This is a genomic window from Robiginitalea rubriflava (genome assembly GCF_052540725.1).
Genome location: NZ_CP199309.1, coordinates 464,567 through 489,583 on the forward strand (window position 1 = coordinate 464,567; position 25,017 = coordinate 489,583).

Consider the following 25,017-nt stretch of genomic DNA (forward strand, 5'->3'; position numbering starts at 1 on the left):
GTGAAGAAATTATTTAAATGGATTTTGGGCTGGGTTCCCCGGCCATTGCTGATCCGCTTCAGTTACGCGGTCAGGCCACTGCTATCTGTTTGGCTCAGGGGAAATACCTATCAGGATCCCATTGACGGAAAATCTTTCAGGACCTTTCTGCCATATGGATATGAGAACCCAAGGGAAAATGTCTTATCGCCCTCCACCCTTTCCCTGGAACGACACCGGCTGCTCTGGCTCTACCTGCAATCGGAAACTTCTTTTTTTGAATCTCCCTTAAGGGTTTTGCATTTCGCCCCGGAACAGGCCTTTTATAAGCGTTTCAGAAAACAGAAAAACCTGGATTACATTACAACCGACCTCAATTCTCCTTTGGCTGATGTAAAGGCAGATATTTGCAATCTACCTTTTGAAGACAATAGTTTTGACGTCATCCTTTGCAATCATGTACTGGAACATATTCCGGACCAGGAAAAGGCCCTTTCTGAGCTGTACAGGGTAATGAAACCCGGAGGTTGGGGTATTTTTCAGGTGCCTCAGGACCTGAAACGGGAAAAAACCTTTGAAGATGCTTCCATTACGGATAAAAAAGAACGGCAAAGGGTTTTTGGTCAATACGACCATGTTCGGATATACGGGCAGGATTATTTCGATATCCTGAGTTCTGCCGGATTTAAGGTAGAAGCTGCAGACTTTGGGCGCAGCCTGAAGCCTGAACTTATTGAGCGCTACCGCCTCGCAGAAGGAGAGCTTATTCCTCTGGTTCGGAAGCAGCCCCGCCAAGAGCCTTCATAAAACCAGGAGTCATAAACTCCTGGGTATTCCCCGCCTGGTCCAGGTAGATGATATACCCCTCCAGTTCCGGGCTGTCAGCCAGAATCTTTTTGGACCGTTTCAAATCCATGGCCATAAAGGCTGTGGCATAGGCATCAGCTACCATGCATTCAGCAGCCAGCACGGAAGTAGCCAGGATATTGGAATTCCGGGTGTATCCGGTAAGCGGATCTATGGTATGAACGTACTTCTGCCCGCTTACCGAATCGATACGGAATTTCCTGTAATTCCCGGAGGACGCCATTGACTGGTCGGTCAGGCGGACAATCTGCTTTATAGCCCTGCCCTGCGTAACCTGGGGATCGTCAATCCCGACCGTCCAGGGCTGTTTCCTGGCCTGGTTCATACCGCGGCTGCGCAATTCACCGCCCACCTCTATTAGATAATCTGTGATGCCTTTATTATCCAGAAACACTGCCAATCGGTCAATGGCATATCCTTTTGCTATTGCATTAAAATCAAATCGAATGGCAGGATCAGCCTTCTCAATACGGTTATCTGCCCTGAGGGACACCTTGTTGAAGCCCACATAGTGCAACAGGCTATCGACTACTATGCTGTCCATTTCCAGAGAACTCCCCGGGCCAAAGCCCCAGGCATCTACAAGGATACCAACGGTTGGATCAAAATAACCCCCGGTTTTCCTATATATGGTTTTCGAAGTATTGAATACTTCCCTGAACTGCTCATCTACCGCCACTGTTGTATCCCCTTGGTTGACCCTGCTGATATCCGAATCCGGCCAGTAGGTAGACATGGACTGATTGATCACCTGGAATACAGAATCAATCCCGGGCTGCAAATCTGCTAGTTCTGCAGAAAACAGCTTTACAGCGTAGGAAGTACCCAGGGCCGCTCCCTGATAGGTTTGTTCTGCCAGGGGTACTGGTGAACACCCGCTAATACCTAGCCACAAACAGCTGATTACGGTACTATATTTCCAAAAGCCCCTCATATTCCACTAAGTATTCTTCATTGAGATAAACCGGCAGGTTCCGGTCTGTAGCATTGGAAAGCCGAACCCCTGCGTAATAGGTTTTGGCTTCGAATTTTAAGGCGTGATCCTTGACCTTTTTCAGCAATTTGGTATCGTAATCCCTTGGGTCATCCGGAAAGGCAACCGGCCGGACCACAATAAAATGCAATTCCTTTGCTTTCAGGCAAACGAATTGAGGGTTTTTACCCGGTTTACTGTTTACGGCCATAAATTCAAAACCGTCGCTTTCCAGCTCCCGTCCCACTATATTCATGGCCAGGTTGTGTAATTCCTGACTGCTCAATGGTTTCATGCTACTATTCATAGTAAAAAAAACCGATATTCAGGAATATCGGTTTGTTATATGGTTTGCAGAGATTAGCCTCCGAAATCGTCAAAGCGGATATGCTCATCCGGGATGCCGAAATCTTCTCCCATTTTCTGTACGGCCTTGTTCATCAGCGGTGGTCCGCAGAAATACAGCTCGATATCTTCAGGAGTTTCATGGTGATTCAAATAATGATCAATCACACAATTGTGGATAAAGCCCACAAAGCCATCCCCAGGAGCATCCAGGTTTTCCTTAACCTTCCAGTTGTCTTCCTCCAGGGGTTCCGACAGGGCCATGTAAAACTTAAAGTTCGGAAATTCCTTTTCCAGACGTTTGAAATGGTCTATGTAGAATAATTCCCGTTTGGAGCGCCCCCCATACCAATAGGTCACCTTCCTGTTGGTTTTCAGGGTCTTGAACAAGTGGTACAAATGAGAGCGCATAGGTGCCATCCCGGCTCCCCCGCCCACATAGAGCATTTCCGACTCGGACTCATTGATAAAGAATTCACCATAAGGCCCGGATATAGTCACCTTATCGCCTGGTTTACAGGCAAAAATATAAGACGAGGCAACCCCGGGGTTAACATCCATCCAGCCGTTCTTGGAACGGTCCCACGGCGGTGTTGCGATACGCACATTCAACATAATCTCCCTCCCTTCCGCAGGGTATGAGGCCATGGAATATGCCCGCTCAACGGTTTCCGGGTTCTTCATCACCAGTGGCCATAAATTGAATTTATCCCACTCTGCCTGGAATTTGTCCGGGGTTTCGTGTTCTTCGGGGTGGGCCGTAATGTCGATATCCTTGTAAGGCACTTCACAGGGCGGGATTTCAATTTGAATATATCCCCCGGCCTTGTAGTTCATATCTTCCGGGATCTCCACTACAAACTCCTTGATAAAGGAAGCCACGTTAAAGTTTCTAACTACGGTTGCCTCCCATTTCTTGATCCCAAAAACTTCTTCAGGAATGGTGATTTCCATATCCTGCTTAACCTTTACCTGGCAGGCCAGGCGTGCCCCCTCGGTGAGTTCCCGTTTTGAAAAATGCGGGGTTTCAGTAGGCAGTGCCTCCCCTCCTCCTGCAAGTACGTGGCACTCACATTGGATACAGGTTCCCCCTCCCCCGCAGGCAGAGGGCAGAAATATCTTTTTGTTTCCAAGGGTAGACAGCAGGGAGCTACCTGAAGCCACCTCCAGTTGTTTTTCGCCATTAATGGTAATGGTCACTGGTCCTGAAGGCGATAGCTTTTCCTTGGTAAAAAGTAAAAGGGCAACAAGGGCCATTAACAGAATCAGAAATGCGATAATGGTGATCGTTATAGTTCCAACAGTGCTTGTAGCTAAAATCATTGCTTGTTGATTGTTACGTCGTTATAGGATACGGCGTCTTGTTCTGCCGTTTCCGTATCATCTTTAGTTTTTGTCAATTCCGCCTCCGGAGCCTTTTGCTCGGTTTGTACGGTTTCTTCCACTTCACCAACACCTTCATCTCCGCCTGTAAGCATCCCTCCAAAACTCTGGAAGCCAATCCCCATCAGGCCGGTGATAATAAAAGTGATTCCCAGACCGCGAAGCGGAGGTGGAACATTGGAGTACCGGATTTTCTCCCGTATGGCTGCAATGGCCAGGATAGCCAGGAACCAGCCAATTCCCGAACTAACGCCGTAATTGAAAGCGAGAGCCAGATTAGGGATTTCCCGGGCCTGCATAAACAGGGAGCCTCCGAGGATTGCACAGTTTACTGCGATCAGCGGGAGGAAAATCCCCAGGGAGTTATACAGGGATGGCGAGAATTTTTCCACTACTATCTCTACCAGCTGCACCATGGTGGCAATGGTTGCAATGAACAGGATAAAGGAAAGAAAACTCAGGTCGTATTCTGCGTACTCTGGTCCGAGCCAACTCAGGGCACCTTCCTGCAGCAAGTACTGATCCAGCAACCAGTTCAACGGAACGGTTACCGCCAATACGAATATTACTGCTGCACCCAGACCCACGGCAGTTGCAACCTTCTTGGAAACCGCCAGGTAGGAGCACATTCCCAGGAATACGGCAAAGACCATATTATCTATAAAAATGGACTTAAAAAATAATTCTACATGTTCTAACATAATAGCTCTTTATAAGATTTCAGACCGCTTAGTTCTCTTCTATCAGGGCGGGGTTTCGCGACCGCTGTACCCATATAATAATCCCAACCACTATCAGGGCAGCCGGAGGGATAATCATAAAGCCGTTGTTTTCATATCCGGTGGCGTATAGCCCGGTTTTCGCAATAGGATCTCCAAGTACGGGGATGCCGAAAAGCGTTCCGGACCCCAGCAATTCGCGGAAAAATCCTACTATGATCAGAATAACCCCGTATCCAAGGGCATTTCCGATCCCATCAAGAAAAGACTTCCAGGGGCCGTTACCCAGCGCAAAAGCTTCAAAGCGTCCCATGATGATACAGTTGGTAATAATCAACCCTACAAAAACGGCAAGGGTTTTGCTCAGTTCATAGGCGAATGCCTTGAGGACCTGGTCTACCACAATTACAAGGGTAGCTACCACTATAAGCTGCACAATGATCCGGATCTTGGAGGGGATGATATTCCGCATCAGGGAAATAACCACATTTCCTGCACCCAGTACGAAGATTACCGAAAGGGCCATTACCACGGATGCTTTTAACTCAGCCGTAATCGCCAGGGCCGAACAAATTCCCAGCACCTGAATGGTAATGGGGTTGTTGTCCGCCAGGGGATCTAAAATAAGATTTGCATCTTTCTTGGAAAGCAGTGCCATATTATTGTGTTCTAATGGTTTCTAAATAATCCTTATACAGGTTGACGCTTTGGGAGATCATTGCGGAAACCCCGTTACCGGTAATGGTTGCCCCGGCAAGGGCGTCCACTTCATTGTCTGTCTTATCTTCATTTATCGGGTCGTTGTTTCCTTTGGCCACATTGATGCCTGCATAGCGCGTTCCATCCAGAATGGATTCTCCCTTGAAGTCATCCATAAAATATCGCATTTTTATATTGGCTCCTAGGCCGGGTGTTTCCCCTTTATGGTCAAAATAAACCCCCTGTACCACCATTTCGTCATCCAGGGCAATAAATCCCCAGATAGCATCCCAGAGGCCCTTTCCGTACATCGGAATGATATAAAAGGTTTCCCCGTCTTTTTCTCCTATAAACAAGGGGAGTTGTGGAGTTTCACCTGCCTTGGCGGCAGCAACCTGTTTTTTCATATCGATCAGGTAGGCTTCATCGTTCTGGGTGATCTGATCCCCGCTGATGACCATTTGCTCCTTGATGTACTGTCCGAAGGTCTCTTCAACCCTATCTGTAGGGACAAAATTTACGGAACCTTCATCGACATTCTCGTTCACGCCCATGGCATAAAGGATGTTCTGCTGCTTTTCAAAGCGCTCGTTTTCCTGTATTCTGCCCTTAAGGGCAGATGCCAGGTACGCCAGCAATGAACCTACAACTACAACCATCAGGCCTGCAAATACTACTGTGTAGACATTTTTGTCTGTATTAACCGCCATAATTAAACTGTTTCTGCTTTAAGTTCCTGAGCCTTACCATCCGTGGTTTTTGGCAGGATGGTGGCCGTTTTTAATCGTTTCAGTCGTTTTTTAACGTTTGCCCGAATCACGTAATGATCAATGGTTGGTGCAAAGACGTTCATCAGGAGAATGGCCAGGAATACCCCTTCCGGATAGGCAGGGTTGAAAACCCGGATCATTACCGAAATAAATCCGATCAAAAATCCATAAATCCATTTCCCGCGGTTGGTCTGAGATCCGGTCACCGGGTCTGTTGCCATATATACAATTCCGAACGCCAATCCACCCACAATGAGGTGCTTCCAGAATTCAAAACTCATTAATCCGTAAAACCGGCTGGTCTCTGTTATCCATCCCTGGTCTACAACACCATTGAAGATCAGTCCCATGACCAGAGCGCCCAAAACAGCGCTAACCATAATCCGCCAGCTGGCAATTTTGCTGAAAATCAGGAACAAACCGCCCAGCAAAATCAAAAAAGCCGACGTCTCTCCCACAGAACCCGGGATAAAGCCAAAGAACATATCAGACACGCTGTAGTCATAACTGCTGTTTTGTGCCAGGTAACCCAGAATAGTTTCACCTGAAATTGCATCCGGGGTGCCCGCCCGCTCTACGGCCTGGTGTACCCAGACCTTATCCCCACTCATCCAGGTAGGATAGGCGAAGAACAAAAAGGCCCGTATGGTAAGGGCAGGGTTCAGAATATTCATTCCAGTACCGCCGAATACTTCTTTTCCTATTACCACTCCGAATACCACGGCAACGGCCAGCATCCATAGTGGTGTATCAACCGGTACAATAAGCGGAACCAACATCCCTGTAACCAGGTAGCCTTCCTCCACTTCATGACCCTTGATCACCGCAAAGATAAATTCAACCAAAAGCCCGACTCCGTAGGATATAATAACCAGGGGCATCACCTGTGTGAAACCCAACCAGAAATTCTCCCAGGTAAGGAAATTTTCCCATAGCGCCAGTTCCCTTGGCATTCCATTAGCTGCGTCTATGGCTGCATAATGCTGGTAACCGGTGTTGAAAAAAGAAAATAACAGCACCGGCAAAAGTGCCATAATTACCGTGTTCATTGTTCGTTTCAAATCGTCTGCCCCACGGATATGCGACCCTGAATGAGTTGTTTCATCGGGGGTAAACAAAAACGTATGGAAAGCATTGAATGCGGGGGCTACTTTTTTACCCCTCAGTCGATGCTTGATAATGTGCAGGCGTTTTTTAAACGTAAGTCTCTTATCGCTCATATTTATCCTATTTCTTTATAAAGTAAATCCAATCCTTCACGGATTATTTGCTGGTGAGGTTGTTTGGATATGCATATGAATTCAGTGAGGGAAAAATCCTCAGGAATCACTTCGTATAACCCCAACTGCTCCATTTCGTCCAGGTCTTTAACCATGCAGGCCTTCAGCAATTGCATCGGGTAAATATCCAGAGGAAAGACCTCCTCATATGTCCCGGTAACCACAAAGGCGCGGTGTTCCCCGTTGGTATTGGTAGTCAGGTCGTATTTCTTTTTGGGCTGCAGCCATGAGAATGTAAGGGCACGAGTGGTGGAAATCTTGTCAAAGACGGGTTTATTCCATCCGAAGAACTCATAATCATCCCCTTCCGGGATTGCAGTAACGGTATTGTTGTAATACCCAAGGTGTCCTTCCGGGCGGGTCTTACGGCCAGTAAGCACGTCCCCGTTGATCAGCCTGAAATGCTCATTGCTTACCCCACTGGCATAAAGGAAGGTGGAAATTTCAGCTCCTATTTTTGTTTTGTAATACTGAGGAGACTTCACGCAGGAACCTGCCAGGGCGACAATACGCTCTGCATTATATTTTCCGCTCAGTAAGGTTTCCCCTATCAGTACCAGATCTTGCGGGCTCAGCGTCCATACAACCTCCCCCTTGTTGATAGGGTCAATCTTATTGATCTGGGTCCCGACCAAACCTGCAGGGTGCGGCCCGCTTACGCGATGCTCCACAATACCCTGTAATCCTGAAAACGGAGAATCTTCTCCTTTGCCCATACTCACGTGAAAACTTCCCGGGCTGAGTTTCCCGAGGGCCGTTATGGCCGCCTGTAATTCTTTTTCTTTTCCTTTCAGGCTGTAATTGATGTCAGCTGCAAGGGGAGCCGTAACATATGCCGAAACAAAAATAGCCTTTGGAGTTGCTTTCGGATCTGCTATGCGATCATAAGGCCGTTGCTTGATAAAAGGCCAGCATCCCGTCTTTAACAGGTATTCGCGAATGCTTGCATCATCGGCTTTCTGAATATCAAGTGGCTTGTGTTCCAGATATTTCTGCTCCTTGTCTGCCAGGATTTTCACATTTAATATCCGCCTTCGCGCACCCCGTTCTATTTCGATCAGCTCACCGCTTACCGGGGAGGCAAAAAGCATTTCTTCGTTATCCTTGCTGTAAAAAAGTGCTTCACCTGCCTTTACTTCTCCACCTTCCTTGAGCAACATTTTCGGGGTGATCCCGTGAAAATCGTCCATGTTAATGGCATAAACATTGCTGGAAACAGCTTTGGAAGTAGAAGGTTCTGCAGCACCGACAAGATTGATGTTCAATCCTTTTTTTATTCGGATGTCAGTTGACATATTATCGTAGACCTTAGGTTATAAAAATACCGCCCAAAAATAGCACATCTAACAACGTTTTCATAATTATTAACCCTTTTTTTAGGCTTTATACCGGTCGGAATTTCAGGGGCATGGTTTTTGTTTACCTTTAACCCGAAAAAAGGCTTTTAATGCGCCCAGATCTTAAACATTTTTTACTGCTGTTCTGCAGCCTGACTTCATTGGCTCAGGTACAGCTGGAAGTTGATCCACCCGAAAACATCAAAAGCATCATTTTCAGAGGCCCCACTGAGGACCAGTTCCCCATTGTCCAATTGGGGGAATCCATATACCTTGAATTTGACGATTTATCGGCCAGTGAACAGGATTACTATTACCGCCTGCTGCATTGCGACTATGACTGGCAACCCTCACAGCTACTCAAATCACAGTATTTGAGAGGAGTAGACAACCAAAGGATTATCAACTACGAAAACAGCTACACTACCCTGCAGCCCTACTCCAATTATCAGCTCACGATCCCTAATAATCAGGTAAGCCTCAGGGTCAGCGGGAATTATATCCTGGAAATCTACAATGCCAATAACGTCTTACAGTTTTCAAGGCGCTTTGTGGTATATCAGGACCAGGTAAAAGTTCCCGCCATTGTCCGTCGCTCAAGGGATTTCGAGTACCTGATGGAAAAGCAGTCGGTTCAGTTCAGCGTGATTCCCGCAGGCATTCAGCTAATCAACCCCAAGAAAGAGGTTAAAATTGCCATCCTGCAAAATTATCACTGGCCCACAACCCGGTACAACATCCCCCCTCAGTTTACCATAGGGAGTGAACTGGTATACAAGTACGACAAAGAAACAGCCTTTTTCGGCGGTAACGAATACCTGAACTTTGACAGCAGCGATCTGAGGGCCCCCACGGCCGCCATTTCCAGCATCGGATTTGAAGACCTTTACCACCACTATCTCTTTCCCAACCGCTGGCGCTTCAACCAGGAGTACACTTATTTTCCGGATATCAACGGGGATTTTGTAATTAGAACCCTCCAGGGTCGGGATCCCTCCCGGGAAGCGGAGTATACCTGGGTGCATTTCAGCCTGCCCTATACCGATGAAATCGGTTTTGATCAGGTCTACATTTTTGGAAAATACAACAATTATGCCCTGGAAGACCTCAATAGGATGGAATACAATCCGGATACGGGATATATGGAAGCCGCCCTGCTGCTGAAACAGGGTTTTTACAATTTTAAATACGTTATCGCAGGGGAAGATGGCCCTGTAGCCCTCAATGAAGTTTGCGGGAATTTCCATTTCACGGAAAACACCTACACCATTTTGGTTTATTACCGGAATTTTGGGGATATTTACGACAGCGTTATCGGAATCGGGAGTACCAATTCCAGGAACATCAGCAACTAATCCATCTCTCCAATGGAGACCAAACCAGCCAAAACCGCGGGTCGTTACCAACTGCGTTTCAGGGGTACGGAGTGTCTTAATTGTGGCCATCCCCTGGACATGAGTGACAAGTATTGCCCGAACTGTTCCCAGGCCAACAGTACCAAGAAATTAACAATAAAGGACTTCCTGGACGAATTTCTCTCCAGCCTGATCGATTATGATTCACGGCTCTGGAAGTCCCTGGTTTCGCTATTGACCCGCCCGGGGCGTATTTCGCTGGATTACATAGCCGGCAAACGGGTATCCTATTCCAACCCTTTTCGCTTTCTGCTCAGCCTGGCATTTGTTTATTTTTTGTTACTCGGATTTGCCGGTAACCTGGGGGATCTGGACAATGTGAACCTGGACAGTAAAATCAGCTCCGACCCGGACAGCGAATTCTCCTGGGGTTTAGGCACAGATCAGTTCTCCGATGCCGCTCAACAAGTAATGGATTCCCTCGAGACGGAAGGAAAGATTGATTCCAAGAAACTGGCCAATTCTATTGTTGAGGCACAACGCAAAAAAGACTCTGCCATGATCGCAGACCCTAAGGGGTACCTCAGCGGTTTATCAGGAAAGGGTTTTACAGAACGGTTTATTGGAAAAAGCAACCTTTTTTTCAAACTGATTCATGAAGACACCCTCTTTAGCTACGATGATGCCGCGAAGAAATACAAGTTGGATGACAAGAACGAAAACCGTGTTGCCTTTGATATGGCCAAAAGTGTACAACGCGCCCTGCAAAGGCCAGGATCATTTTTGTCTGACTTTATGACGAAGCTTCCCTTTGCAACTTTTTTCTTCCTTCCCCTGTTTACCGTCTTTGTCTGGGGGGTGTATATCAGAAAAAACTACACCTACACCGATAATCTTATTTTTAGTTTCCACAATCAGTCGCTATTATTTATCTTGCTCATTATTAGTTTTTTAATCGACCTCTTACTGAAGATTGACAGCTCGGGGATCTTCCTGCTTGTTTTTGGATTTTACCTGTATAAAGCCATGCGGAATTTTTATAAACAGGGTCGTTTTAAAACTATCATAAAGTTTCTCATACTGAACACAATTTTTTTTATTTTAGCCTTGATGGCCGGGGTAGCATTTTTTGTGGGCAGTGCCATTACCTATTAGCAGCAAATGATCACACAGGTAACCAAAGGGATTAAAATATCGGTAGATACCAGTTTTGAAGGGACTTTCTTCAAGAACTACAAAATGCACTTTGCTTTCGGCTATACCATTACCATTGAAAACCAGAGCAAAGACTCGGTGCAGCTCACCTCCCGACACTGGAAAATATTCGATTCCCTGAATGATTTTGAGGTCCTGGACGGGGAAGGGGTCATTGGGAAAAAACCGGTTATCAAACCCGGAGAGTCTCACACCTACAGTTCAGGTTGCCTGCTCGCTTCTCCCATAGGGGCAATGAAAGGGCATTACAACATGGTGAACTTTTCTTCCACTGAGAAATTCAGGGTTTACGTCCCCACTTTTAAATTCAGTGCGCCCTTTGCCCTGAATTAATCTGGCTTTTAAACTTCTTTTCCTTTTAAAAGGAACTCCCTTTTCGTACCTTTGATGGAATTTTTAATCAAAGAAAAAAACGCATTATGGGTAAAGGATTTTTTCAGGTCCCAACGGCGATAAACGAACCGGTTAAAGAGTATGCTCCGGGTTCTCCCGAACGGGAAGCTGTACTGAAACAATACAAGGAATACTTCAACGGAAATGCAGATATCCCCATGTATATAGATGGGAAAGAAATCCGCACCAACCAGACCAGAAAAATTGCACCTCCACACGATCACCAGCACCAGGTAGGGCAATATCACCTGGCCTCCCAGAAAGAAGTAGATCAGGCCGTCTCCACAGCCCTGGAAGCCCGCAAAAAATGGGCAGCACTTTCCTGGGAGCAGCGGGCCGCCATTTTTCTCAGAGCAGCCGACCTGATTGCAGGGCCTTACCGGGCAAAAATCAATGCAGCCACCATGATCGCGCAATCCAAAACCATTCACCAGGCCGAGATTGATGCAGCCTGTGAACTGATAGATTTCCTGCGCTTTAATGTGGAATTCATGTCCCAGATATACCAGGAGCAGCCTGAATCTGCCGAAGGCATCTGGAACCGGGTTGAATACAGGCCGCTGGAAGGCTTTGTATACGCTATTACCCCTTTTAATTTTACAGCCATCGCCGGAAATCTGCCGGCCAGTGCTGCCATGATGGGAAATGTTGTAGTCTGGAAACCCAGCGACCATCAGATTTTCTCAGCCCAGGTAATTATCGAGGTATTCCGGGAGGCTGGCCTGCCGGATGGCGTAATTAATGTGGTTTTTGGGGATCCCGTTATGATTACCAATACGCTGCTTTCACACCCCGATTTTTCCGGCCTGCATTTTACAGGTTCGACTCAGATTTTCCAGTCGCTCTGGAAACAAATAGGAAATAATATCCACAACTATAAAACCTATCCGCGCATAGTTGGAGAAACTGGCGGAAAGGACTTTATTATTGCCCATCCTTCTGCCGTTCCCCAGCAGGTAGCAACTGCTATCACCAGGGGAGCCTTTGAATTCCAGGGCCAGAAGTGCAGCGCTGCATCCAGAGTTTATCTTCCCAAATCTACGGCTGAAGCGATTCTGAAATTGGTCAAAAAAGACATCGAGTCCCTTAAAAAACCAGGTTCTCCAGAGGATATGACCCATTTTGTAACCGCTGTAATACACGAAGGTTCTTTTGACAAACTGGCCTCGTATATAGACCGGGCCAAGGAACATCCCAATGCCGAAATAATTGCAGGGGGGTCATACGACAAGAGCAAGGGATATTTTGTGGACCCAACGGTAATTCTCACTACCGATCCGCATTACGAAACCATGGAAACCGAATTATTCGGGCCAGTGGTTACCGTTTATGTCTATGAAGACAAGAACTGGAGCAGCACCCTGGAGCTGATAGACCAAACCTCTATTTACGCCCTCACTGGGGCTGTTATTTCCAGGGACCGCTACGCCATTGAAGAGGCCACACGGGTACTTGAAAATTGTGCGGGTAACTTCTATATCAATGACAAGCCCACCGGGGCGGTTGTAGGACAACAACCCTTTGGAGGAGCCCGGGCTTCGGGAACAAATGACAAAGCTGGCTCTGCCCAGAACCTGATGCGCTGGGTGTCTCCGAGGCTGATCAAAGAAACTTTTGTGAGCCCCGAAGATTACCGGTATCCGTTTTTAGGATAAGCTAAAAAAAGCCCCGGAAATTCCGGGGCTTTTTATTTATAGGGATGCTTGTGGGAGGTAAACTACTTTTTTGGTTTCAAAAAAGGGCTCCTTGAAGAAGCGACTCAATTCCGTAACCTCTGCCTGAGGGAAGCCTGATAATTCCTCACTGAGGTCACCTCCCTTGAGGTAAAGGATTCCATTGGGCACCGAATGCACCGATTTTGCCTTGATTTTACCCTCAGTCCAACGGACAAAGGTGGGCATAGCCGCCACGGCGCGGCTCACAATAAAGTCGAATTGATCATCTAGCTGCTCCACCCTTATTTGCCGGGCTTTTGCATTTTCGAGACCCAAGCCGGAAATGACCTCCTCCACCACGCGGATTTTTTTTCCGATGGCATCCACAAGGGTAAAATGGGTTTGCGGAAAGAGGATGGCCAGGGGGATTCCGGGAAAACCCCCGCCCGTGCCTACATCCAGTACGGCAGCCCCCGGCTCAAAACGCATGACCCTGGCAATTCCAAGGGAATGCAGTACGTGGCGCAGGTAGAGTTCATCGATATCCTTGCGGGAAACCACATTTATTTTTGCATTCCAATCCTGATATAATGCAGCCAGAGCTTCAAAGCGGGCTTTTTGGGTATCGGATAAATTGGGAAAATATTGGAATACTGTTTGGGCTGTCATGCGTATCTTTGTCCTTTAGCGGCAAAAATACTATTTTAGTTCAGGTATTAAAGTCGAAAATAAATCGTTATTACTTTATAATCAGTACGTTTACAATATGCAATCCAAAACTATCCGGTTTTCACGAACCGACTCCGCCCAATTTTTCAGAACCCTGAATAAACGGGTAAATACCTATTTCAAAGAAAATAAACTCAAAAAAACAGGCAACTGGAAACTGTATGCGAAGACTGCAGTTATGTTTGCGCTTTTCCTTGCCCCATACTTTCTGATCCTCACCCTGAATATGCCCAACTGGGCGAATCTGATGCTTACCATGCTAATGGGGGTAGGCATGGCAGGTGTTGGAATGAATGTGATGCACGACGGAAACCACGGCTCCTATTCGTCCAAAAAGTGGGTCAACAAACTCATGGGAAGTTCCATTTATATCCTGGCGGGAAATGTTTATAACTGGCAGGTGCAGCACAATGTCCTGCACCATACCTATACCAATATTCACAATCACGATGAAGACCTGGAAGCCGGAAGGATACTTCGTTTTTCAAAACACGCCAAATGGCATCGCTTCCACAAATTCCAGCATTACTATTCCGTATTGCTATATGGCCTGCTCACTTTTAACTGGGCCATTACCACAGATTTTATGCAGATGTACCGTTATACCAAGCGAAAACTGGCTTATGGGAAATTCCCCAACCCGGTTGTAAACTGGAGCGTACTGCTGATTACGAAGCTTATCTATATAACCATCTGGATTGTCATCCCCATGCTGGTGCTCGATATTGCATGGTGGAAAGTCTTGTTGGGCTTCTTTATTATGCACTATGTTGCCGGGGTGATCCTCTCGGTTGTCTTTCAGTTAGCCCATGTGGTGGACCATGCCGAGACCCCCCTGCCCCAGGAGGATGGAAGTATGAAAAATACCTGGGCAATACACCAGTTACTTACCACTGTGAATTTCGGGACGAAAAACAGGATCGTTAACTGGTTTACAGGTGGGCTGAACCATCAGGTAGAACATCATATCTTTCCGAATATTTCTCATATTCACTACACAAAAATCTCCAAAATTGTGAAACAAACGGCAAAGGAGTTTAATTTGCCCTACAATGAGTATAAAACTACCCGGAAAGCTATAATTTCGCATTTTAAACATTTGAAGGAGCTGGGGAAAGAACCCAGCCTGCAATTACAGTAACGCCTCCACTCCTATGAAGCACTATTTGTCTGACCGAATAAACAACATGTCTACTTCGGCCACCCTGGCTATGGCTGCAAAAGCCAGAGAACTCAGGCAGGCCGGCAAAGACATTATCGGCCTTAGCCTTGGGGAACCTGATTTTAATATTCCTGATTTTATAAAAGAAGCTGCCAAAAAAGCTGTAGATGAGAATTATAGCAGTTATTCCCCTGTTGATGGTTATGGGGATTTAAAGGAAGCGATATCAAAGAAATTCAGCAGGGACAATGGTCTGCAGTACGGGCTGGATCAAATTGTGGTCTCAACCGGGGCGAAACAATCCCTGGCCAATGTTGCCATGGTAATGCTCAACAAAGGGGATGAGGTGATTTTACCGGCACCCTACTGGGTAAGTTACAGTGACATTGTAAAGCTGGCCGAAGGAGTACCGGTTGAAGTACCTACCAGTATTGAGACGGATTTTAAAATGACACCCGAACAACTGCGGAAGGCCATCGGCCCTAAAACCAAAATGCTTTGGTTCAGCTCCCCCTGCAACCCCAGCGGTTCGGTTTACAGTAAAAAAGAACTGGAGGGCCTGGCTGACGTACTGCGCGAATTCCCGGATATTTTCATCGTATCAGATGAGATTTACGAGCATATTAATTTCAGGGAAGGGCATGTGAGCATTGCAGGTATCCCCGGGATGTATGAGCGAACCATTACGGTAAACGGGGTTTCCAAAGCCTTTGCGATGACCGGGTGGCGTATTGGCTATATTGGAGCAGCCAGCTGGATCGCCAAGGCCTGTACCAAATTTCAGGGGCAGATTACCAGCGGGGCCAATGCCATTGGACAGCGGGCTACTATAGCTGCCCTGCAAGCCCCGGTTGAAAAGATCCGCTTTATGATTGATGAATTCCACAAGAGGAGGGATATTATCCTGGAATTACTCAGGGAAATAGAGGGATTTCAGGTAAATGTACCCGAAGGAGCATTTTACGTATTTCCGGATATCTCAAATTTCTTTGGGAAGACGCTCAGGGGCAAAACCATTACGAATGCATCCGATTTTGCCCTGTATCTATTGGAAGAAGCCAATGTGGCGACCGTAACCGGTGAAGCCTTCGGCAATCCGAATTGCATACGTATTTCCTATGCGGCTTCAGAAGCCGAAATTCGTGAAGCCATAGCGCGCATCCGCGAAGCGGTAAGTTCCTGAAGCCAGAATAATCAAAAGGCCTCAGGTGCGTTTCCAGAAGTAAGGGGTAATCAGTATCAGCACTGTAAATAATTCCAGCCGGCCAGCCAGCATCAGAAACCCGCACCACCATTTTCCCAGAGCCGGAAGACCGCTGAAGTTGTTTAGCGGGCTAAGGGTTCCAAAAGCCGGGCCCACGTTACCTAGGGAAGAGGCAGCCCCTCCTATAGCCGTAACAAAATCCAGACCCAGAAACCCAAGTACCAGAGCCCCGATTATAAAGAGCAGCATGTAGAGCACGAAAAAGGCAATGATGTTGTAAACAATGTGTTCTGTAACCGTTTTATCATTGTAACGCACAGGGATAATAGCGCTTGGATGCAGGGTGCGTTTAAACTCCAGCAAGCCGTTTTTGATGATCAGGATGTGCCTCATGATCTTAATCCCCCCGGCTGTAGAACCTGCCGAGCCCCCGGCAAACATCAAACCGAAAAAACAGACGGTTAGAAAAGGGGTCCAGGCAGTAAAATCAGCGGTTACAAATCCGGTTGTCGTAACTACGGCGATAATCTGAAAGAGGGCATGCCTGAAGGAACTCTCCATATCCCCAAGCACCTGAGGGTGGTATGCAGACACGGCAACATCGGCCTGAAAATAGACCACCACAGCCGCTAAAAGGGTCAGTAAGACAATGAATAAGGAGTAATAGCGGAACTCCTCGTCCTTTAAGATTTTCTGAACCCTGCCCTTAAATGCAAAATAACTCAGTACGAAGTTGGTCCCGGCCAAAAACATAAACAGAATGATGATATACTGTATCACCGGCTGGTCATTCCAGAAAGCGATACTGGCATTTTTAGTCGAGAAACCCCCAGTGGAAAGGGTAGCCAGGGAATGGTTTATTGCATCAAAGAAAGACATTCCTGCCAGCCTTAACAGCAATGTTTCGGCCAGGGTATAGCCCACGTAGATAAACCAAAGCCTTTTAGCGGTATCTGTTATCCGCGGATGTAGTTTGTCCCCGCCCGGCCCGGGGGCCTCAGCGGCAAATAATTGCATACCCCCTATCCCCAGCAGTGGCAGAATGGCTATCGCCAGCACAATAATACCCATCCCCCCTATCCAGTGGGTGAGGCTCCTCCAGAACAGAATCCCTTTGGGCATCACTTCTATATCATTCAGGATGGAAGCGCCGGTTGTCGTATAGCCCGACATGGTTTCGAAGAAAGCATCCGTAATATTGGGGATGGCTCCGGTAATTAAGTACGGCAATACGCCCGAAGCCGCCATAATGATCCATCCGAAGGTAACAATGATATAACCTTCCTTCCGCTTAACCTCCTTCTTGTGGCCACGGGTAAAAAACATGGCAATGATCCCTACGAACATTGTGGTTACCGCGGCTAGTGTAATCCCCAGGGTGGCGCCGTCTTTGTATATTCCGCTTACCAGTGCCGCCAGGAGCATAAACCCCCCGTTGAAGAGCAGCAGCAGCCCCATCAGATGAAAGATAATCCTGGAGTTCAGTCCCATATTACAGGAATAATTTTTCAATCTTAGGAATGGCCGATGGCAGGCAACAAACCACTACGCGGTCTCCTTCCCTGATCTTGAAATTCCCCAATGCAATAATGCCCTCCTCATCGCGAATAACCCCTCCAATAATTGCTGATCTCGGAAAATCCAATTCCCTGATCAATTCTCCATTCACCTCGGAGGTAGCCTTCACCACAAATTCGAGGATTTCAGCATTCAGGTTATTCAGCCGTGTAAGTGCTACTACTTCTCCCTTGCGGATGTGCCTGAATATATTATTGGCGGCCAGTAGTTTTTTATTTATCAGCGTATCTATTCCGATGGACTGTGAGAGCTGGAAATAATCCATGTTCTCCACCAGGGCTATTGTTTTTTTAATGTGCTTGGACTTAGCCACCAGACAGGACATGATATTGGTTTCGGAATTTCCGGTAACCGCAATAAAGGCATCCATAGATTCCAGGCTCTCTTCCTCCAGCAACTCCACGTTGCGGCAATCCCCGTTTATTACCAGCGCATTGGGTAATTGATCTGCAATTTCAAAGGCTTTGTTTTTATCCTTTTCAATTATTTTTACATTGAACCTGCTTTCGCATAAATCCCGGGCAGCTTTGGTTCCAACCTTGCTCCCCCCGAGAATCATTACGTTTTTAATTTCCTCCCGCTTTTTACCGGTTAGCTTGTACAACTCCTCTACCCCTTTCCTATCTGTGATAAAGTAGACCTGGTCTGCCTCCATAAACTCAGTATCACCCCTGGGGATGAGCGTAAACTGTGTCCCTTTGCGCTGCATGGCTATGGGCATAAAATGGAATTCCGGAAAGATCTGGGCAGCCTGCTGCACTGTCTTTCCGATGAAAGGGGCTCCTTTTGGAAGGGAAACACCTACCATTATCAGCAATCCCTGTTCAAACTCATAGGTATCGTTGAAGGCAGACTGGTTTAACAATAACTTAATTTCCACTGCAGCCAGTTCTTCCGGGGAAATCAATTCGTCAATGCCCAACTCGGAGAATTCAATTGTGTCTTTATGGTCTATAAATTCGGTATTGCTGATCCTGGCAATGGTTCGCTTAGAGCCCAGCTGCTTGGCCAGCATGCAGAGGGTAATGTTGGTAGTCTCTGAAGAAGTAACCCCAATTACCAGGTCTGAACTGCTAACCTTAGCCTCCGTCAACACAGAAATACTGGTGGCATCGCCCCTGAGAACACGGATATCGAGATGTCCTTCCGCATAGGAAAGGCTTTCCTTATTCGTGTCGATCAGCGTGATGTCCTGTGATTCGTATGAAAGTAATTTTGCGAGATGAAAGCCAACTTCCCCTGCTCCTGCAATAATAATCTTCATTCAGTACGTAATTGGGTTACGATAGGCGGGAAACTTTATAAGGTTTTCCCCATGCCGTTTTCAGGTCTGGATATGGGAACCAAAAACGTAGCAAAATTACGCAATTTTATAATTCCCGGGCATGTCTTCACCAAATACTCTTATCAGCAAGCTCAATGTAAAACCCCTGTTTAATCCTGTCCGTTATAGTATCTTTGCGCTCAAATTCATACTCAATGGGCAAGGAGGTTCTCCCCTACAAAGATTCGGAGCTGAGCAAAAAGGAACAGGTGCGTCAAATGTTTGATACCATTTCGGGCAAATATGACGGTCTGAACCGTATTATTACCTTTGGAATTGACATCCGCTGGCGTAAAAGGGTCGTTAAACTGGTAGGAGCAAAAAAGCCCGATTCCATTCTGGATATAGCCACCGGGACAGGTGATCTGGCCATCGCACTGGCCAAAACCGGCGCCAGCAGGATTGTTGGATTGGATATCGCCAGGGGAATGCTGCAGGTAGGAGAACACAAAATACAAAAACGCCATCTCGATAATACCATTGAAATGGTTGTGGGAGACAGCGAGGCCCTGGACTTCCCGGACTCCAGCTTCGATGCCATAACAGTAGCTTTTGGTGTCCGAAATTTTGAAAGTCTCGAAAAAGGCCTCTCGGAGATATACCGGGTGCTAAAACCGGGAGGCATATTAGCCATTCTGGAAACTTCAGTACCGGAAAAACAACCCTTTAAGTGGGGTTATGGGATCTATAGCAAATACCTGCTGCCGGCCTTTGGCAAGCTATTTTCAAAAGAGGCTTCTGCCTATTCTTACTTATCCGAATCTGCAGCTGTCTTTCCACATGGGAAGGCTTTCAACAATATTTTGGGTAAAATAGGGTTTATAGGTATGAAACACAGGCCCCAGACTTTTGGAGTTGCCACCATATACACCGCCACAAAATAAAGGTATGAAACAGTTCCGGTTGCTTTTCATCGCGCTTGCCCTAAGCCAGCTTGCCCAGGGGCAATTCAATGAAAAGCCTATCATGAACCTGGAGAACGAAGACAAAAAATTCCTGAACTGGGGGTATTACCTTGGCTTTAACCAGTACGATTTTAAATTTGAATACCGCAATGACCTGCCAGACGTGCTGGTGGACAAATCGTTAGGTTTTAACGTTGGCCTGATCGGGGAAATGCGGATAAATGAGTTTCTGGATCTGAGGTTTGAACCTGGTCTTTTCTACTCTTCCCGTACTCTGGGCTTTACCGGTTTTACGGAAGAATCGGATGCCCTGCGGGAGGTCAAATCTACCTACATCAATTTCCCGCTGTTGCTCAAAGCATCCACCCGAAGGATAGGAAACTGGAAGCCTTTTATTGTAGGGGGCGCAGGGATGGCACTCAACCTGGGCAGCAATGAAACAGCCCTTGATGATAACAGCAGTGGTACTTTTCGAATGAAAAAACAAGTTTTTAACTACGAATTGGGCTTTGGCATTGATTTCTACCTGGAGTATTTCAAGTTTTCTCCTTCGATCAGGGGGGTATTCGCCATTTCGGATGAACTGGTACCCGACCGGGACCCTGCCAGCCCCTGGACCGGAAATATCCTGGCGATGCGAACCCGGGGGATTTTTGTGAATTTTACTTTTGAGTAGCGTTCTGGTTGCGGTTTTGTACCGCATACAGAAAAATAGCAGTTGCTGTAGCCACATTAAGGCTCTCAGCCGCCCCGCCCGCAGCCGACGGGATGGATAATATTGTATTTACCCGTTTTGTAAGCGCTTCGGAAATTCCATGTGATTCACTCCCCATTACCAGGATTCCAGAATCTGGTAAAATTTCCGAAGGCAGGGGCTTCCCCTCCATACTTGCTCCGAAAATGGGAATATCGATCTCTTTGAGGATAGCATCCAGCCTGCCATAAGATACGCTGACACGGGCAATGCTGCCCATGGTTGCCTGCAGTACTTTAGAGTTATAGCAATCTACCGTATCGGTTGAACAAAGGAGTTCCGGGATGCCAAACCAATCACACAGGCGGATGATCGTCCCCAGGTTCCCTGGGTCGCGAACCCCATCCAGTACTACCGTCCAGCCCTGGAAACGCGGTGGTTTCGCTTCCGGGATTTCGAACACCCCCAATACCTTGTTGGGTTGGACCAGACTGCTCATTTTTTTAAGCTGCAGTTCTGAAATCTGCTCAAAATCTCCCTCGAGCAGTTCACTTTCAGTAGTAAAAAGGCGGTATGGCCTGATTTTGGATTGCAATACCTCTGAAACGAGTTTGATTCCCTCGGCAACAAAGAGGCCTTCTCGCTGCCGATTCTTTTTTAACTGCAGGCTTCTTATAAACTTGATTTCGCTTTTAGCAACCATTCAAAAAATGTAATTTTGGATTCTATGAGAGCCCGACGGCAAGTTGTATTACCCACCGCTAAAATAGGATTATTATTTCTGGGGATTTGTATTTGTTCTTGCAATGCGCTTAAACGCGTGGAAGACGATCAACTGCTGTTAAGCGATTACGAAATTCTTGCGGATGGGGAAAAGATTGGGGATCCGGCCATAAACAGCCTGGTCATTCAAAAACCCAACAGCAGGGTTCTGGGCTTCCCGCTTCGATTGCACCTCTACAACCTGGCCAAAAAAGATCCGGATTCTTCATTTCAGGACTGGTTGAGCAAAAAGGAGAAACGGCAACAACGGCTGGAATCGCTGCTTTCTCGCAAACAGGTTGAAAGGCTGGGAGAATCTTTCCTGGTAAAGGGGTACAGCGAATGGCTCAAGAATGTAGGAGAGGCCCCGGTGATCATTGACAGCTCCAAAGTGGAAAAGACCCTTGGCCGTTTGAGCAATTACTACAATACCCAGGGGTATTTCAACAATACCGGCCGTATTAGCATCGATAGCATTGGGAGGAAGCGAGCTGAAACACGCTACATCCTGGATCTGGGAAACCCCTACATAATAGACAGTTTAAGCCAGGATATTGCATCTGCAGCCATAGATTCATTATATCAACTCAACAGGGATAATTCTCTGGTTCAGGAAGGAGAGCAATTTAATCTGGACAATTTTACGCGGGAGCGTGAGAGGCTAACTACTGTATTCCGTAATTCGGGAATCTGGAACTTTCAGGAAAGCTCCATCAGCTATGATATTATCCGGGATACGGTTAAGGTCCGGGAAGATCAGCAGATGAATGTGGAACTCAATATCGACAATTTGCGATCCAGGCAAGACAGTGCTGCAAACGGCACGGAGTACAGGGTACACCGTATGGGGAACATTAACATTTTTGCAGATCATAATTTTACGGATACTACAGATAGCCTGCAAACCCTTGAATACAACAATTATACGATTTACTATAAAAATCGCTTACGGTATAAACCCAAGGCCCTGACAGATGCCATTTTCCTGCAAAAGGACAGCGTTTACCGGGATATTGACCGCCTGCGGACCTACCGGCAGATCAGCAATCTGAATACTTTCCGTTATCCGAATATTGAATTGCTGGACCGGGAAAACGATCGCCTGGATGCAAATGTCTACCTGGCGGCCCGGCCCAGGAACTCACTAAGCCTGGATTTCGATATCACACATTCGAATATACAGCGATTGGGGATCGGATTAGGAGCTGCTCTTATTACCCGAAACATATTCGGAGGTGCCGAAACGCTGAGCCTTTCAGCACGTGGAAATTTTGGCTTGCTGAGCGATGAGTCCCTGCCTGAAGATTATTTCTCGGAAGTTGGAGGGGATATTAACCTAACTTTTCCCAGGATATGGTTTCCCGGCGTCAACGCTGCGAAGCTGATACCCTTTTACATGCTGCCCAAAACCCGGATTTCCCTGGGTACCACCTTCCAGAAGAATCTGGGGCTCGACAAGCAAACCTTCAATAACATACTGGGTTATAACTGGTCCCCAACCGACCACTCCAAACATCAAATAGAACTGCTTAATGTACAGTTCGTAAGAAATGTAAACCCGGACCGTTTTTTCAATGTGTACCAAAGTACCTACCGCCGCCTGGATGACATTGCCGACAATTACGAGGCGGTTCCGGGTCTTGACACCCTGTTTGTCACAACCGGAGATCCTGCGGATCCCTTACGGCTCTCCATCCCTGAAGGCACAAATGGATTTATTGACACCGTCCTGGACAACAACCTTATTCCCCCTTCGGATCCTGATTATATAGATGTCTCCCGAATTTCAGAAAGGCGGGACCGCCTAACGGAAAACAATCTGATTTTTACCACCAATTACTCGTATACAAGAGATAATAAAACGGATATCAACGACAATAGTTTTTACAGTTTTCGCTGGAAAATTGAAAGTGCCGGGAATTTATTGTCCGCGATCTCCCGCATAATCCCTTTTGAAGAAAGTACAGACGGGAATAAACTGGTTTTTGGTGTCCCCTACTCCCAATATATTAAAACGGAATTCGACTATATCAAGCATTGGGAATTGTCCGCTACGGATGTTTTGGCATTCCACTATTTTATCGGTATTGCCATTCCCTACGGAAATGCCGACGATATCCCGTTTCTCAGGAGTTATTTTGCAGGAGGCTCCAATGACAACCGTGCCTGGTTTCCTTATTCTTTGGGTCCGGGAAGCAGCCAGAATATCAATGACTTCAATGAAGCAAATTTTAAAATCGCCATGAACCTTGAGTATCGTTTTCCGCTTTTTGGGAATTTCAGGGGGGCACTTTTTGCAGACCTTGGAAATATCTGGAACATCTGGGACCGGGAAGACGACCCGGCCGCAACCTTTACTGGTTTTGGTTCCCTGGCCGATATCGGACTGGGGACAGGCTTTGGACTTCGCTATGATTTTACCTACTTTGTTTTTCGGGCAGATATAGGGTTTAAGACCTATAATCCGGCCGAAATTCCATCCAAAAGATGGTTCAGAGATTACAATTTTGCAAATTCGGTAGTCCAGATAGGGATTAATTATCCTTTTTAAAGGGTATTATTTATTACTTTTGCCTCATTATTAAAACTACTAACTAAGACCAGAAATATGGCCCATTCCATAAAAGCAGGAGTTGCTACAGGCGACCAGGTACAGGAAATATTTGCTTACGCCAAGAAAAATAATTTTGCATTACCCGCCGTAAACGTCATCGGATCCAACACCATTAATTCAGTACTGGAAACGGCTGCGACACTGAAATCGCCGGTTATCATACAGTTTTCCAACGGAGGCGCGCAATTCAATGCAGGAAAGGGACTTTCCAACGAGGGACAGCAGGCTGCCATACAAGGGGCCATTGCCGGTGCCAAGCATGTGCATCAGTTAGCAGAGGCCTATGGTGCCACGGTAATCCTGCACACAGACCACTGCGCCAAGAAACTGCTCCCCTGGATAGACGGGCTGCTGGATGCCAGCGAGGCACATTTCATCGCTACCGGAAAATCGCTGTTCAGTTCGCATATGATCGATCTTTCAGAAGAACCGCTGGAAGAGAATATTGAAATCTGCAAAGAATACCTGGCGCGAATGAGTAAAATGAACATGACCCTGGAAATTGAACTGGGTATTACAGGTGGGGAAGAAGATGGTGTAGACAATACCGATGTAGACGATTCAAAATTGTATACCCAGCCCGAAGAGGTGGCCTATGCCTATGAGGAACTCTCCAAAGTGAGCCACCGCTTTACCATAGCAGCGGCCTTCGGAAATGTCCATGGGGTTTATAAACCCGGAAATGTGAAGCTTACCCCCAAAATACTGAAGAATTCCCAGGAATATATCAGTAAGAAATATCAGGTGGAGGAAAACCACATCGATTTTGTATTTCACGGGGGATCCGGATCTACCCTGGAGGAAATCCGTGAAGCTATCGGTTATGGGGTTATCAAAATGAATATCGACACGGACCTGCAATATGCCTTTTTGGAAGGTGTGCGGGATTATATACAGGACAAGAACGCCTACCTTCAATCCCAGATCGGGAATCCGGAAGGCGGGGATCAGCCCAATAAAAAATTCTACGACCCGAGGGTATGGCTGCGGGAAGGGGAAAAGACCTTTGTGGCCCGTCTGAAAAAGGCCTTTGAAGACCTCAACAACGTAAACACGCTTTAGGCACTATATAATT

Annotated in this window: 23 protein-coding genes; 11 read left to right on the top strand and 12 right to left on the bottom strand. The window is 46.8% G+C overall.

Going from position 1 to position 25,017, the window contains the following annotated elements:
- Nucleotides 1-786, top strand: coding sequence for a class I SAM-dependent methyltransferase (locus ACT6NU_RS02100; RefSeq protein ID WP_445382807.1), 786 nt, complete (start codon nt 1-3; stop codon nt 784-786).
- Here the strand turns inward: ACT6NU_RS02100 and ACT6NU_RS02105 are convergent.
- The 8 genes from ACT6NU_RS02105 to ACT6NU_RS02140 all read right to left on the bottom strand — a co-directional run bounded on the left by ACT6NU_RS02105 (nt 743) and on the right by ACT6NU_RS02140 (nt 8,310).
- Entirely contained in the window at nt 743-1,741 is a 999-nt protein-coding gene (locus ACT6NU_RS02105; RefSeq protein WP_445382808.1) for an FAD:protein FMN transferase, read from the bottom strand. The genes ACT6NU_RS02100 and ACT6NU_RS02105 overlap by 44 nt on opposite strands.
- 16 nt (nt 1,742-1,757) lie before the next feature.
- On the bottom strand, nt 1,758-2,114 hold the full coding sequence (locus ACT6NU_RS02110) for a Na(+)-translocating NADH-quinone reductase subunit F (protein ID WP_445382809.1): 357 nt from the start codon (nt 2,112-2,114) through the stop codon (nt 1,758-1,760).
- A gap of 65 nt (nt 2,115-2,179) precedes the next feature.
- Nucleotides 2,180-3,487 carry an NADH:ubiquinone reductase (Na(+)-transporting) subunit F gene (gene nqrF, locus ACT6NU_RS02115; protein ID WP_445382810.1) on the bottom strand — a complete coding sequence of 436 codons (1,308 nt, stop codon included), beginning with the start codon at nt 3,485-3,487 and terminating at the stop codon, nt 2,180-2,182.
- Nucleotides 3,484-4,248: an NADH:ubiquinone reductase (Na(+)-transporting) subunit E gene (nqrE, locus tag ACT6NU_RS02120; protein ID WP_445382811.1), complete on the bottom strand. Its 765-nt coding sequence runs from the start codon at nt 4,246-4,248 to the stop codon at nt 3,484-3,486. The genes nqrF and nqrE overlap by 4 nt, the downstream gene beginning before the upstream one ends.
- A 28-nt stretch (nt 4,249-4,276) precedes the next feature.
- Nucleotides 4,277-4,924, bottom strand: a complete 648-nt coding sequence (locus ACT6NU_RS02125) for an NADH:ubiquinone reductase (Na(+)-transporting) subunit D (RefSeq protein ID WP_445382812.1) — start codon at nt 4,922-4,924, stop codon at nt 4,277-4,279.
- A 1-nt stretch (nt 4,925) separates the two neighbouring features.
- Nucleotides 4,926-5,675: a Na(+)-translocating NADH-quinone reductase subunit C gene (locus ACT6NU_RS02130; RefSeq protein WP_445382813.1), complete on the bottom strand. Its 750-nt coding sequence runs from the start codon at nt 5,673-5,675 to the stop codon at nt 4,926-4,928.
- Nucleotides 5,676-5,677: 2 nt separating this feature from the next.
- Nucleotides 5,678-6,955, bottom strand: a complete 1,278-nt coding sequence (locus tag ACT6NU_RS02135) for an NADH:ubiquinone reductase (Na(+)-transporting) subunit B (protein ID WP_445382814.1) — start codon at nt 6,953-6,955, stop codon at nt 5,678-5,680.
- Between the two features lie 2 nt (nt 6,956-6,957).
- Entirely contained in the window at nt 6,958-8,310 is a 1,353-nt protein-coding gene (locus ACT6NU_RS02140; protein ID WP_445382815.1) for a Na(+)-translocating NADH-quinone reductase subunit A, read from the bottom strand.
- Between the two features lie 152 nt (nt 8,311-8,462).
- On the opposite strand from ACT6NU_RS02140, the gene ACT6NU_RS02145 reads away from it, so the two are divergent.
- The 4 genes from ACT6NU_RS02145 to pruA all read left to right on the top strand — a co-directional run bounded on the left by ACT6NU_RS02145 (nt 8,463) and on the right by pruA (nt 12,970).
- Entirely contained in the window at nt 8,463-9,707 is a 1,245-nt protein-coding gene (locus ACT6NU_RS02145; RefSeq protein ID WP_445382816.1) for a type IX secretion system plug protein, read from the top strand.
- A 12-nt stretch (nt 9,708-9,719) separates the two neighbouring features.
- Nucleotides 9,720-10,862, top strand: coding sequence for a DUF3667 domain-containing protein (locus ACT6NU_RS02150; protein WP_445382817.1), 1,143 nt, complete (start codon nt 9,720-9,722; stop codon nt 10,860-10,862).
- Between the two features lie 6 nt (nt 10,863-10,868).
- Entirely contained in the window at nt 10,869-11,255 is a 387-nt protein-coding gene (apaG, locus tag ACT6NU_RS02155; protein WP_445382818.1) for a Co2+/Mg2+ efflux protein ApaG, read from the top strand.
- Between the two features lie 86 nt (nt 11,256-11,341).
- Entirely contained in the window at nt 11,342-12,970 is a 1,629-nt protein-coding gene (gene pruA / locus ACT6NU_RS02160) for an L-glutamate gamma-semialdehyde dehydrogenase (protein ID WP_445382819.1), read from the top strand.
- A 36-nt stretch (nt 12,971-13,006) separates the two neighbouring features.
- Here the strand turns inward: pruA and rsmG are convergent, their stop codons facing one another.
- Nucleotides 13,007-13,639 carry a 16S rRNA (guanine(527)-N(7))-methyltransferase RsmG gene (gene rsmG / locus ACT6NU_RS02165; RefSeq protein ID WP_445382820.1) on the bottom strand — a complete coding sequence of 211 codons (633 nt, stop codon included), beginning with the start codon at nt 13,637-13,639 and terminating at the stop codon, nt 13,007-13,009.
- Nucleotides 13,640-13,736: 97 nt separating this feature from the next.
- Between rsmG and ACT6NU_RS02170 the strand changes: the two genes are divergently transcribed.
- Complete coding sequence (locus ACT6NU_RS02170) at nt 13,737-14,840, top strand: fatty acid desaturase family protein (RefSeq protein ID WP_445382821.1); 1,104 nt, start codon at nt 13,737-13,739, stop codon at nt 14,838-14,840.
- A gap of 13 nt (nt 14,841-14,853) precedes the next feature.
- Nucleotides 14,854-16,044 carry a pyridoxal phosphate-dependent aminotransferase gene (locus ACT6NU_RS02175; RefSeq protein WP_445382822.1) on the top strand — a complete coding sequence of 397 codons (1,191 nt, stop codon included), beginning with the start codon at nt 14,854-14,856 and terminating at the stop codon, nt 16,042-16,044.
- Between the two features lie 21 nt (nt 16,045-16,065).
- Here ACT6NU_RS02175 and ACT6NU_RS02180 read toward each other — a convergent pair whose 3' ends face one another.
- Complete coding sequence (locus ACT6NU_RS02180; RefSeq protein ID WP_445382823.1) at nt 16,066-17,556, bottom strand: TrkH family potassium uptake protein; 1,491 nt, start codon at nt 17,554-17,556, stop codon at nt 16,066-16,068.
- Nucleotide 17,557: 1 nt separating this feature from the next.
- Nucleotides 17,558-18,907, bottom strand: coding sequence for a Trk system potassium transporter TrkA (trkA, locus tag ACT6NU_RS02185; RefSeq protein WP_445382824.1), 1,350 nt, complete (start codon nt 18,905-18,907; stop codon nt 17,558-17,560).
- 215 nt (nt 18,908-19,122) lie between these two features.
- On the opposite strand from trkA, the gene ubiE reads away from it, so the two are divergent.
- Together ubiE and porT are read left to right on the top strand one after the other, a co-directional pair.
- A complete protein-coding gene (gene ubiE, locus ACT6NU_RS02190) occupies nt 19,123-19,851 on the top strand; it encodes a bifunctional demethylmenaquinone methyltransferase/2-methoxy-6-polyprenyl-1,4-benzoquinol methylase UbiE (protein ID WP_445382825.1) in 729 nt (242 codons plus the stop codon).
- A 4-nt stretch (nt 19,852-19,855) separates the two neighbouring features.
- Nucleotides 19,856-20,548: a type IX secretion/gliding motility protein PorT/SprT gene (gene porT / locus ACT6NU_RS02195; RefSeq protein WP_445382826.1), complete on the top strand. Its 693-nt coding sequence runs from the start codon at nt 19,856-19,858 to the stop codon at nt 20,546-20,548.
- Here porT and ACT6NU_RS02200 read toward each other — a convergent pair.
- Nucleotides 20,535-21,269 (bottom strand): TrmH family RNA methyltransferase, encoded by a 735-nt coding sequence (locus tag ACT6NU_RS02200; RefSeq protein ID WP_445382827.1) that lies wholly within the window; start codon nt 21,267-21,269, stop codon nt 20,535-20,537. The genes porT and ACT6NU_RS02200 overlap by 14 nt on opposite strands.
- Before the next feature lie 24 nt (nt 21,270-21,293).
- Between ACT6NU_RS02200 and tamL the strand changes: the two genes are divergently transcribed.
- Both tamL and fbaA read left to right on the top strand, forming a co-directional pair.
- A complete protein-coding gene (gene tamL, locus ACT6NU_RS02205) occupies nt 21,294-23,879 on the top strand; it encodes a translocation and assembly module lipoprotein TamL (protein ID WP_445382828.1) in 2,586 nt (861 codons plus the stop codon).
- Nucleotides 23,880-23,936: 57 nt separating this feature from the next.
- Nucleotides 23,937-25,004 (top strand): class II fructose-bisphosphate aldolase, encoded by a 1,068-nt coding sequence (gene fbaA, locus ACT6NU_RS02210; RefSeq protein WP_445382829.1) that lies wholly within the window; start codon nt 23,937-23,939, stop codon nt 25,002-25,004.
- Nucleotides 25,005-25,017 lie beyond the last annotated feature (13 nt).